The sequence below is a fragment of the Ochrobactrum sp. MYb379 genome (assembly GCF_037479515.1).
Classification (GTDB): Bacteria; Pseudomonadota; Alphaproteobacteria; order Rhizobiales; family Rhizobiaceae; genus Brucella.
Map to the genome: position 1 here is coordinate 229,939 of NZ_JBBGYW010000004.1, position 11,649 is coordinate 241,587.

Below are 11,649 nucleotides of genomic sequence, written 5' to 3' on the forward strand. Positions count from 1 at the left end.
GGGGCGGTACTATTTTATAATAAGCACTGTGCTGGGTCAGTCACACTCATATTGCACAAGGTGATCCTGATAGTTGATGCTAATGAATAAGCAAGTCCCGATGTGCAAAGATAGTTTCTTTCTAACCTCCGTCGGCAAAAAGCGTAAAAATGATGGTCATGCCACTCAATTGATCAGAACGCATAATTGTTTCATGTGATTGCTCAAAGCCGCCAGGACACTAAAGCAGCAAAGCTGCTTACTGGTTCGTGATTTGAAACGAGCAGACGATAAGTTATCGCTAAACTCGATCATTCTCAAATTGATGCACCGAACATAATAGTGATGCAGAAGCGACAGTTTCATAATACAGTCGTTCTTCAATCCAGTTTTATATTCACGTTTTTCGTTTGCGTGAGAGCATTGGGCCATATTCGAGAACATAGAGACCGAAGGCGAGCATCCATAGCAGTGCTGAGCCTGCGAGGAATGTATGGAAGAAGTTCGGCATCATTTCTGCAAATGGGCGAGTAAGTGCCGCGAGAATAATGCAGAGATAGGCAATTTGTGTTGTTAGAGTTGCCGTCAATGGTCTGCCTGTATGTCCGCGTGTGGCTCGCGTCATGACGGCTAACATCATGCAACCGATAACACCCACCGTCATGATGTGAAGTGCGGAAAATGGATTGAGATGGCCAAGCGCTGAGCAAGCGATCGCAATGTAACCAAGAGGTACAAAGGCATAGGCAATGTGCAAAACGAGCAGCAGCTTTTCGCGCGCCACACTCCAGCCTCGCCAACGGTAAAGTCGGATTGTATGAAGAACGGCAGTGATGATAGCGAGAATGGCAGTGATTGAAGATTCCGGTGCCGCCACCCAGGCAACGCAGGTCACTGCTCCTACAATAATGCACAAGCCGTCATAGCGGTTAAACGAGGTTGGAAACTGCGTTAATCCGGCTTTGTTAAGCCAGTTGCGGGTGAAACTTGGAATAATGCGACCGCCAATCAGCATGATCAGAAGCACATAGGCACTGACCCCAATACGGTTTGCCATCGCCACATCACCGCCGCTCAGTGCCAGATAGTGAAAGGTCAGATTAGCAAGTGTAACGACAGCTACAGCAATCAAAACTTTAAGGTTTTTCCATTGACGACCTGCAACGATTTCACGCGCGCAGATGAAAAGAAGTAAGGGCAGGAAGAGGCTCTCAATGGTAACCGCGACATAGATATTCGTTATATCCGGATTGAGAAACACCAACCGACCGACAAACCATGCTCCGAATAGCAGAGCGAGTGGCATGCCGGAAACGGGTAATCTGCCGGTCCAGTTGGGTACTGCGGTCAGCAAAAAGCCAGCAAGAACTGCGGAAGAAAAGCCGAACACCATTTCATGGGCATGCCAGTTGAGCGCGCCATAGGCACCGCCGACCGAAAGGCCTATGGTGAGCGAGAATATCCAGAGCAGCATGGCCAGAACTGCCCAGATGGCTCCACCCAGAAAAAATGGGCGGAAGCCGTAGCTGAAAATTGCGGGTCCGGTCTTTTTAAACCCCCGCGCAATTGCGCCGCGTCGTTCGGAGGGCATCACTGCGGGGGTGGCCAGCAGGCCTTCCTGTCTTGTCATAATATCCTCGTCACCTGACCAATATCTGCAATTTCCAACAGCCTGTTACTGTGCGCTGGCGATTGCTTTCTCGAGCCGTGCCTGCACTGGTTTTGGCTTCTTGGCTGCAACGATCTGTTCCAGGTTTGAAGGGTTGTCGCCGACAACCAGCAGAGCCACCATGCCCATGGCATAATGCGGTGTGCATTTAACGAAATAAGCGCCGGGTTGTGTGACGTTCAGTGTGTAATTTTCATTGATCTTACTTTTGAAAGCTTCAACGCCTTCGGGGATCATTCCTTTGATCGACTCGACATTGTGGCCCTTGTCAGTGGGAATAAACGTGATCGTGTCGCCGGGATTGGCCTTAATGTAAGAAGGCTCGAAAACCATGGCGCCGTCTGCGCCTTTGTTGAGCATATGGACTTCGATATTTTCAGCCATAACGGGGGCCACCATCATCAGGCTAAGGGCCGCTGCGGCGAAGGAAATAGCACATTTACGCATTTTGTTGATCTCCAAAGCTGGCTTGGGCAGTTTCGGAAAGATGCCATTCACCAGTGCGATGAAAATTTAGAATGCCTTTCGGTCGCGCTCTTTGATTGGGATCAAACAGATTTCAATAGTGGAGAGAAAAGATCAGAAATCGCTGGTCGCTATGTGTTTCAGTCGCTTGAGATCGCGCACAATAAGCGATTTTCTACCGCCTTCAACCAAGCCTTTGCCTTGCCACTGGCTAATAATGCGTGAGACCGTGTGCAAAGTGGTGCCTGTCAGCTCCGCAATATCTTGCCTTGAGACAGGAAAATCAATTCGGATACCGCTATCTTCTTTCACACCCGCTTCATCAGCAAGCCGGATGATCGCATGAGCCACACGTTGTTCGACTTCCTGCGTAGAAATTTCGCGAATACGCGAATGAGCCGCATCCAGACGACTGCCGATCATTTGCATTGTTTTGACGGCCAGTGTTGGATGGCGTGCCATGAACTCGCTCATCAGGTCCATTGGCCATGCAAGAACTCTGCTATCGACCAAAGCAAACGGAGTTCCGGGGTAGTCCTTGCGACCCAGAGCAAGCGCAAATCCAAACAGATCGCCGGGGTTGACCACGCGCACAATCAGCTGTTGTCCGTCAGCTGTCACCTGCGTCACTTTCAGACGTCCATGGACCAGGATGTAAAAAAGTTTGGCCTCTTCGCCCTGCTGAAAAACAGTATGCCCTTGTGGAACTGTTCTATGGGTCGATTGGTCGAGAAGCTTTTCAAAAGCGGGCGCATCCATGCCTGAAAAGACGGGCATTTCGCGCACCAGTATTTTCAAGGGTGTGTCGGTGGCCATTTCCTACTCCGGTCACCCGCAAATTTATGCGAAGAGCAAACATTGGGGCAGGGAACTGGCTATCAGACACAACGCATGAATGAAATAGCGTTATGCCCCCTTTTGCATATTCGTTGCAGATAAGGGGGCATTGGATGACTTAATATTTGGCTTTTAGGCCAACAAAAAACCCGCGTCCGTCACCGGGAAGGAACGCTGCCTGATCGGCCCTTGCCTGATCAACAATGAGAGTTGAGCTTGCGTATTTTTCGTCAAAGACATTGGTGACTTCGCCGAAGAACAGTAGATTTTCACTGATTTTCAACTCCGTGCGCAGATCAACCACGGCATAGGGGTCAGAATAAAGCGTATTCATGTTATCGACAGGCGTTTTCTCTGGCACCCATTGAACAGCCCCCTGCAAAGTCCAGCGTTCGTTCACTTCATAATTGAGTACGGTGTTGATGATCTGGCGCGGCGCACCGGCAAGCTGGTTGTCACCGCGAAGTGGATCATCATGGAAGCGGAAGTCCTGATAGGTATAAGCAATGCGTCCCGTTATATGGTCTGTAATCCGTGCTGCAAGTCCAAGCTCGATACCAAAATGCCGTGTATCATCAGCATTGATCGCGCCAAGTGACGCGCCGGTAACATCGCGTAAGCTCAGCAGTTCATTATTGACCCATGAATAATAAGTTGTCACATCCCAAGCAAACTGACCCATTTCGGAGCGCCAGCCGGCTTCAATGGTTGTTGCGCTCTGCGCATCAAGGTCGGGTATGCGGAAAGCATCGGCAACCGCAAAAGGCGCTCCGGGCGTTGGTCGTCCGGCACTGCTGTTAGGCGTGCCATTGATGGTTGCCAGAAGATCGTCATGTGTGGGCGGTTCAAAGCTACGGCTGACGGCTGCAAAGAAAGTGTTGATATCATCTGGCTTGTAGCTCACGCCAAGGCTTGGGCTCCAGCCCTGATAATTGCGGTCGTAGCTGTTATTGTTCGTTGGCACTGCGCCGCTAGGCAAACGCACAGTAGGATTAGCTGGATTGTAGGCAATGGTTGGCCGCGTCGAAAGGCCGTAAGTGTCGTCGTTCTTGCGCGTTGCATAGGCGTAGGAAAGCGCAGGCGAAACGGTGATTGTGTCGTTAACGGGCACGTTGAACCCTGCATGAAGCGAAAGTGTGCTGGCATCGAGATCGTTTTCACCGAACTGCGCGCCCTGTGTACCGGATTGATTGAGGTAATAATTGCGATCTGCCGAACCGATGGAATACTGCGCGGTGGTCTCAAACAGCGGCAGAGGTGCAGCATCGTCAGGGCTATAGGCGTAACGCACAACGCCGGTGAAATCGCCACCTTTGGTTTCACGGATCCCTGCGGAAATAGGGAAGCGGAAGGTATCGTCCGTGTAGGTGTATCCCATGGCGACATCAAAGAGATGTGCATCGAATTCGGCTGTGGTGCGTGAACCGATCAGAAATTGTTTTGCATCGCGTCGTGGCCTGTCACGCAGAACATTGGGGCCGGGATTGATCGCGCCGCCAGGGGTAACTGTCGGGCCGGTGTGAACCTGACGGGGATTGGATTCGAGCTGGCGTTTGGTGAGTGGCCCCGACACATCAAAGCCAAGGTCAGTATAACCCCAGAAGAAGCGGGTTTTGATGTTATCCGTGACCTCGAAGCCCACATTGCCGCCTACGCTCACGCGTTCAGATTGATTATAATCGCGGAAGCCGTCGCGGCGTGTGTAGTCTGCCTGAAACAGCCCATCCGTCGTGCCGGTCTGGAAGCCTACTTTGCCAGAAACGCCAACCTGTCCGAATGAACCGCCGCTGACCGTTCCCTGTACTCCCTGATATTGCACGCCTGTCGGTGATACAAAATTAAGCGCTCCACCCAGTACGGAAGCGCCGAGCCGATTGGCCATATAGCCGCGATAGACTTCTATCGTTTCTGCAAGGCTGGGATTTGCAAATCCGACCGCGTAAGAGCCGTCTGCGCGATTGAGCGGTAATCCGTCCTGAAGCATCAGAATGCCGCGCTCGACCGGATTTTGTTGCAGGCCGGAACCTCGTATCTGAATTCGTGGCTGGTCGTTGCCGCCAAAGAAGTTCTGTACAACCACGCCCGGAACAGAACGCAGTGCGCGTGACACAGTCTCGTTTGCGGTGACGACCCGATCACTCTGTTCGACAAGTGCAACCCCACCCGGCATCGCATCGAAGCGCTTTTTTAGCGCCGCATTGTCGTCGGCACCAATGACGATCGGATCGAGCACAATCGTTGATCCGGGCAATGCTGATTGTGCCAGAGCAAAGCCGCACGCGCTGATCAATATCAATCCGGTCGATGTCAGAAGTTGCAGCATTCGCTTTTGATGAAAGACCTCTGGCTTAGGCGCTCTCTGTTTGATGAGCATGAATATTCCCCTGCAATTGCGAGCGCCCCGCGCTCAGAGTGACAGGCGGTAAATAAACATGAGGGAAATTCTCTTCTTTGATCTAAATCAAAGAGGGCCGCTAACCACAACTATAATAGTGGGAAAAATCTGAACCCCATTGGAGTGGACAATGAGTGAAACGCTGAGAGCTGCGATGGCTGCGCCCTTGAACAGACGTGCTTTGCTTGCTGGCCTTGCCGCCATTCCGACAGGCTTACTGGCATCTCAACTGATGGGCGGCTTAGGCTCAGCACGCGCTGACACACTCGATGAGCTGGTGATCTATGGGCCGCCCGCCGGTCCGTCGATCATTCTGGCCGAGGCGCTGGCATCAGGTGAACTCAATGGCCTTGCCAACAAGACCAGTTTCAAAGTCTGGCGCAGCCCTGATGAAATGCGTGCCGGTCTCACCTCTGGCACAATGTCGGCGGTGGTGCTGCCGGTTCAGGTAGCGGCAAATCTTTATAATCGTGGCATGAAGCTCAAGCTTCTCAACACGATGACCGATGGCCTGATTTACATTGTTTCAGACGATACAGAGCTTAACTCAATTCCTGCCCTTAAAGGCAAGCGGCTGGCTGTGCCATTCAGGAATGACATGCCTGACCTTGTTTTCAAGCGCTTGCTTGCTCATTACGGATTAGCGCCTGAGAAAGATATTTCCCTTGAGAATACGTCGTCGCCGATTGAGGCAATGCAGATGCTTCTGACAGGCAAGGTCGATGCGGTTCTTGCGCCTGAGCCAGCAATTTCTGCTGCTATAATGCTTGGCAAAACCGCGGGCAAAGATATCAGCCGCACCATCGACGTGCAAAAACTCTGGGGAGAGGTGACGGGGAAGGCACCTACTCTACCGCAAGCAGGATTGGTGCTGACAGATAAGCTCCTTATAGAACATCCAGATTTGGCCGATCGTTTGCAGAGCGCTCTTGAAGCCGCTTCGCAGCGCGTGAATGCTGATGCTGCCAAGGCTGCGAGCATTGCAGCGCAGTCTCTTGATTTTCCCGAACCGGTTCTTGCCGCATCCATCGCAACGTCGCGTCTTATGGCAACGCGTGCCAGCAAGGCACGGCCCGCAATTGAAACGATGCTTGAAACGCTTGCATCAAATGATCCTGCGATTATCGCCGGAAAATTGCCGGATGACGGGTTCTATCTTTAATTGGAAACACAATGACAAGCTGGGCTGAAAGGGTAGGGAGGACAGGACGCTTTCTCTGGTCCGCATGGTCGGGCCTCGCAGCTTTGATGTTGTTGGCAGCACTTTGGCAGTTCGGACATGAGACCTATGGCGATTTTATCCTGCCATCGCCCTTAGCGACGTTTCACGCTGCAATCGGATTGCTGGGTGATCAGCACGCATGGGAACTCACGTTTATGACGACGCGTCGCGCGCTGAATGGCTTTGCTTTTGCAGCTGCTTTTGGTGCAGGTCTTGGTCTCATGGCGGGTTATTTTCCGGCAGTTCTGCGTTTGGCAAGACCGCTTGTCACAGTATTGCTTGGGGTTCCGCCCATCGCATGGATCGTGCTTGCAATGATCTGGTTTGGTTCAACAGATGTTACTGTTGCTATGACCATTCTCGTATCGTCATCGCCACTGATTTTCGTATCTGTGGCCGAAGGCATCATGACCCGTGATCGTAAGCTTGATGATATGGCGCGCGCCTTTGGTGCAAGTGGCTTAAAGCGTCAGACGACACTTAGTCTGCGCCATGTTTCGGCCTATCTGTTTCCTGCGCTCGCGGTATCGCTCGGCTCGGCCTTCAAAGTGGCGGTCATGGCAGAACTACTGGCCAATGTCGGCGGCATCGGCGGTGAACTGGCGCGCAGTCGTGCCAATCTCGATATTGCCGGTTCGCTTGCCTGGGTGCTGATAGCGGTAACCGCGCTGATCGTGATCGAATACGGGCTGATCCATCCAGTGCGTGCAGAATTCGAACGCTGGCGTGTTGCAGCCCAACCATGGGGCGTTAAGCGTTGAGGTGGTTGTCATGACAGTGCTGGAACTTGATCGTATCGGACATGCTTATTTCGGGCGCACGGTGCTCGATCATATCAGTCTCGATGTAGAAGCGGCTGAAATAGTCGCGCTGGTGGGGCCGTCAGGCTGCGGTAAAAGCACACTGATCCATATCGCCGCTGGCATTGTCGATCAGCGCCGTGGGCGCATCAGGCGCAATTACAGCCAGCATGGCATGATTTTCCAGGACCCGCGTTTGCTGCCTTGGGCAACTGCCAATGATAATATTGGCTATCCGCTGCGCATTGCAGGCATGAAGCGTCGGGACCGTGATGAGGCTGTGAAACGTGCAGCAAATCGTGTTGCTTTCGAGTTAGCTGATCTTGATAAATATCCGTCTGAACTTTCGGGCGGAATGCAGCAGCGTGTCGCCATTGCGCGTGCGCTGGTCATTGAACCGGACTTCCTGTTCTGCGACGAACCCTTTACCGCGCTCGATGTCGCTCTCAAACGCCGGATGCAAGACATCATCATTGATGCCGGGCGAACAACGCGCTTCGGTTCAATATTCGTCACTCATGATCTCATGGAAGCGGCCCGTATCGCGCATCGCATTGTTGTGCTCAACAGTGATGGCAACGGTATTACGGGCGAACGTAGGCTACCGCTGTTGCCGGGCCAACGCTCTGATGACGACGTGTTTGTGCTTGTGCAGGATTTTCTCAAATACGATCCAATTTTCCGTCATATTGATGATGTCGATGAGCGGAGACGGCCATGACTGCCATCACGGAGCGGCCCGCACAGCCATTATTGGCCATATTGACGGATGAAGGCTTTCGGCTTTTCTTCCCGCTCGCAGCACTTTATGCAGCTATCTGGCCTTTTCAGTGGGTGCTGGTTTTTGGTCTCGATCTACCGCTTGTGCGCTCCACGCCGCCTGCGCTTTGGCATGCGCATGAAATGATTTTCGGTGCCTTTGGTGCGGCACTTCTCGGCTTTCTCACCACGGCAGTGCCTGAATGGACCGACACGAAGCGCCTTCAGGGCCGACCGCTTTTGGTACTCGCAACACTATGGTTGACCGGCCGCCTGGTCGGTTTTCTGGGTGCCGACAGCCTTGGACTTATTGGCGCATTAGCCGACCTTGCATGGCTTGGCTTTCTTATTGCCTACATGCTCAAACTCACGATTGTGCGACGCACAGACCGGCTACTGGCATTCGTCGGCTGGATTGTGGCGCTGACACTCTGCGAGGCGCTGGTGCGATATGGTTTTTTTGTTGAGAATATTGAGCTTGCAAGCCAGATGCTGCGCATCGCGGGACTGGTGTTTCTCGGGCTTCTTGGCATTGCACTGGCGCGTATTACGGTGCCGATTACCAATCTGGTGCTGGACCCAACACGAAGCACGGCGCCTTTTCGTCCGCATCCCGGCAGACTCAATCTGGCGCCGGGGCTGATCGTTATTGCAGTTGTGGTCGATATGTTTGGCTTCTCGCCTGAGACATGTGGCTATGTGATGATTGCGGCGGGTGCCGCTTTTATGGACCGCGTGGGCGAAGCCTATATCGGCAAAGAGGCTTTGCGCGCTGAAATCATAGCGCTTGCTGGTTCTTCAGCCTTGGCGGGTATCGGATTATTATTAAGCGGTGCGGCCAAACTCGGCGCACCTATTCCCGAGCTTGCAGGTGTGCATGTGGCTCTGATGGGTGGTCTGGGGCTTGGTGTTCTTGCAGTCTTCTGTATCGCGGGTCTGCTGCACACGCATCAGACGCTTGGTCTACCGCGCGTCGCAAAATTTGCGATTTTCCTTCTTGTTGCAGCCGTTGTTTTCCGTATTTTGCCCGATACGGGTTTTTTACCGGAGCTGCCGGGCTCGCCTTATGCGCTGGCGGCAGTTTTATGGGCGTCGGCATTTTTGCTGTGGCTCAAAAGCTATTGGCCCGCGATACGGGTGTTGCAGAGTGGTGATAATCAGTTTGGCTGAGAGGATGTGGCGACTATAGTTTTGCATCTTGGTGCTGTGACATGGTTTGAAGTAGGCCCGTGTCGAGCCCACTAAGTTTTTGACAGGACCAGAAGGCGGGCTCTCCATGATTACTCATCATTTGTTGAATATTTGAAAATATGCGGTCCAGTGTTGTCGTGTTTGATTAATGTCAAAGACGGCGAACCAATTCGGTATTCAAACTTGACGCATGAGAAATGCTTCTGTTTTGCCGCCGAATTATGTCTGCTTGCAAAGCTTCATGCGTGAGCTGGAAAAGCGCGGCGATCTGGTTCGTATCAAGCGTCCGGTTTCGTTGGTTCACGAGATAACGGAAATCCATAAACGCGTGCTGCACGCGGACGGCCCGGCGCTGCTTTTCGAAAAACCGGTCGATGCTAATGGTTATGTTCAAGCGATCCCACTGCTGGCCAATCTGTTCGGCGCCGAGCGGCGGATTGCCTGGGGGCTTGGTCGGGAAGTCGAAGAACTGCCAGCGCTGGCTGAGATGCTCGCAGAATTGCGTGCGCCAAAGCCACCGCGTTCCGCAAAAGAAATTTGGAGTAAACTTCCGCTTGCCCGTGCAGCGCTCGCGATGCGTCCACGCCGGATAAGCCGTGCACCGGTTCATGAAACGGTTCTTCTGGACGATGAAATTGATCTTGGTAAACTGCCGATCCAATGGTGCTGGCCGGGTGAGCCTGCGCCGCTTGTGACATGGCCGCTGGTAATCACATGTGCGCCCGACGATCCGTCAGACGTGAATGTCGGAATTTACCGGATGCAGAAATTAGGACCAGACCGCATGATTATGCGTTGGCTCGCGCATCGCGGTGGAGCGCGTCACCATCGCATGTGGCAGCAGCGTGGGCTTGATATGCCCGTCGCTGTTGCCATCGGTGTTGACCCTGCGAGCATATTAGCGGCCGTCATGCCGCTGCCCGAAGGTATGAGCGAACTCGCGTTCTCAGGCCTCCTGTCACGCCGCAGACCTGTTATCACCGACGCATGCACAGTTCCGCTGAGTGTGCCTGCTCATGCAGAAATTATTCTCGAAGGCCATGTGTCAGCATCACATACGGCACCTGAAGGGCCGTATGGCGATCATACCGGCTATTATAACAGTGTCGAAGAATTCCCCGTAATGCAGCTCAGCGCGATCACTATGCGTAAAAAGCCTGTCTATTTATCGACCTATACGGGACGACCGCCAGATGAACCGTCGAAGCTTGGCGAAGTAATGAACCAGCTTTTTGTGCCGGTTGTGCATGCGCAGTTTCCGGAAATCGTTGACCTTTGGTTGCCTCCCGCTGCTTGCTCTTATCGTGCTATGGTGGTTTCGATCGACAAACGGTATCCGGGGCAGGCGCGGCGCGTGATGATGGGGCTATGGTCGATGCTGCCACAGTTCAGCTATACCAAACTTATCATCGCAGTTGATCCCGACATTAATGTGCGCAACTGGGATGATGTGCTGTGGGCTTTGTCTACAAGGTTCGATGCAAGCCGCGATCTCGTCACGCTTGATAATACGCCAGTCGATTATCTCGATTTTGCATCGCCGCGCTCTGGTCTCGGGGGCAAATTGGGGCTCGATGCCACTAATAAGATCGGGCCCGAAACCGATCGGGAATGGGGCGAGGTGCTGACCATGAACGACAGCACAATCGCGCGGGTCGATGCTATATGGGATGAACTTGGTCTAAGCGGAGTACCAAGAACATGAAGCGGATTGTTATCGGTGTCTCCGGTGCATCAGGCTCTATTATCCCACTCAAAATCCTCGAAAAGCTGGCAAAGCTAGAAGATGTAGAAGCACATCTCGTCGTCTCGGAGGCCGCCGAACGAACCTTGCGCTACGAGCTTGGCCCCAATGGCTATTCAATGCTGCATCAGCTTGCAGACAAAACCTATTGCGTTGAAGATGTGGGTGCGACAATCGCCAGTGGTTCGGTGCCAACCGCAGGCATGATTGTGGCGCCGTGTTCGATGCGCACACTTGCATCTATTGCACATGGCTTCAGCGACAGCTTGTTAACGCGCGCTGCTGATGTGCATCTCAAAGAACGGCGCCGACTGGTTTTGCTGACCCGCGAAACGCCATTGCATCTGGTTCATTTGCGCAACATGTGCACGGTTACAGAAATGGGCGCAATCGTGATGCCGCCGGTTCCGGCTTTTTATCTAAATCCTCAAAGTGTGGAAGAAATCGTGGATCATATTGCAGCGCGTGCCATTGATCTTGTCGGCGCAGGCATTCCACAGGCGCAAAGCTGGAACCCAGATAGTTTTGCGAGCGGATACGCCATTTCTGATTAAGTGGAGCTCTTGCCTTCACTAGCGTCAAACTCAT

At 52.9% G+C, this 11,649-nt stretch carries 10 protein-coding genes; 6 read left to right on the forward strand and 4 right to left on the reverse strand.

Annotation, left to right across the window (positions count from 1 at the left end; genetic code table 11):
- Positions 1 to 376 precede the first annotated feature (376 nt).
- The 4 genes from WH356_RS11060 to WH356_RS11075 form a co-directional block, all read right to left on the reverse strand.
- Positions 377 to 1,609 carry an NnrS family protein gene (locus WH356_RS11060; RefSeq protein WP_339510711.1) on the reverse strand — a complete coding sequence of 411 codons (1,233 nt, stop codon included), beginning with the start codon at positions 1,607 to 1,609 and terminating at the stop codon, positions 377 to 379.
- A gap of 45 nt (positions 1,610 to 1,654) precedes the next feature.
- The gene (locus WH356_RS11065; RefSeq protein WP_339510713.1) at positions 1,655 to 2,095 is read right to left on the reverse strand and encodes a pseudoazurin; all 441 of its coding nucleotides are present in this window, start codon (positions 2,093 to 2,095) and stop codon (positions 1,655 to 1,657) included.
- Positions 2,096 to 2,227: 132 nt separating this feature from the next.
- Positions 2,228 to 2,929 (reverse strand): Crp/Fnr family transcriptional regulator, encoded by a 702-nt coding sequence (locus tag WH356_RS11070; RefSeq protein WP_310016294.1) that lies wholly within the window; start codon positions 2,927 to 2,929, stop codon positions 2,228 to 2,230.
- A gap of 139 nt (positions 2,930 to 3,068) precedes the next feature.
- Positions 3,069 to 5,324, reverse strand: coding sequence for a TonB-dependent receptor family protein (locus WH356_RS11075; RefSeq protein ID WP_445253659.1), 2,256 nt, complete (start codon positions 5,322 to 5,324; stop codon positions 3,069 to 3,071).
- Positions 5,325 to 5,475: 151 nt separating this feature from the next.
- On the opposite strand from WH356_RS11075, the gene WH356_RS11080 reads away from it, so the two are divergent.
- From WH356_RS11080 to WH356_RS11105, 6 genes are all read left to right on the forward strand, one after another.
- On the forward strand, positions 5,476 to 6,507 hold the full coding sequence (locus WH356_RS11080) for an ABC transporter substrate-binding protein (protein WP_339510717.1): 1,032 nt from the start codon (positions 5,476 to 5,478) through the stop codon (positions 6,505 to 6,507).
- A gap of 11 nt (positions 6,508 to 6,518) precedes the next feature.
- Complete coding sequence (locus WH356_RS11085) at positions 6,519 to 7,328, forward strand: ABC transporter permease (protein ID WP_339510719.1); 810 nt, start codon at positions 6,519 to 6,521, stop codon at positions 7,326 to 7,328.
- A gap of 10 nt (positions 7,329 to 7,338) precedes the next feature.
- A complete protein-coding gene (locus tag WH356_RS11090; RefSeq protein ID WP_339510721.1) occupies positions 7,339 to 8,088 on the forward strand; it encodes an ABC transporter ATP-binding protein in 750 nt (249 codons plus the stop codon).
- Positions 8,085 to 9,296, forward strand: coding sequence for an NnrS family protein (locus tag WH356_RS11095; protein ID WP_339510723.1), 1,212 nt, complete (start codon positions 8,085 to 8,087; stop codon positions 9,294 to 9,296). The genes WH356_RS11090 and WH356_RS11095 overlap by 4 nt, the downstream gene beginning before the upstream one ends.
- A 211-nt stretch (positions 9,297 to 9,507) precedes the next feature.
- Positions 9,508 to 11,022 carry a UbiD family decarboxylase gene (locus WH356_RS11100; RefSeq protein WP_339510725.1) on the forward strand — a complete coding sequence of 505 codons (1,515 nt, stop codon included), beginning with the start codon at positions 9,508 to 9,510 and terminating at the stop codon, positions 11,020 to 11,022.
- Positions 11,019 to 11,615: a UbiX family flavin prenyltransferase gene (locus WH356_RS11105; RefSeq protein WP_339510727.1), complete on the forward strand. Its 597-nt coding sequence runs from the start codon at positions 11,019 to 11,021 to the stop codon at positions 11,613 to 11,615. The genes WH356_RS11100 and WH356_RS11105 overlap by 4 nt, the downstream gene beginning before the upstream one ends.
- Positions 11,616 to 11,649: the final 34 nt, after the last annotated feature.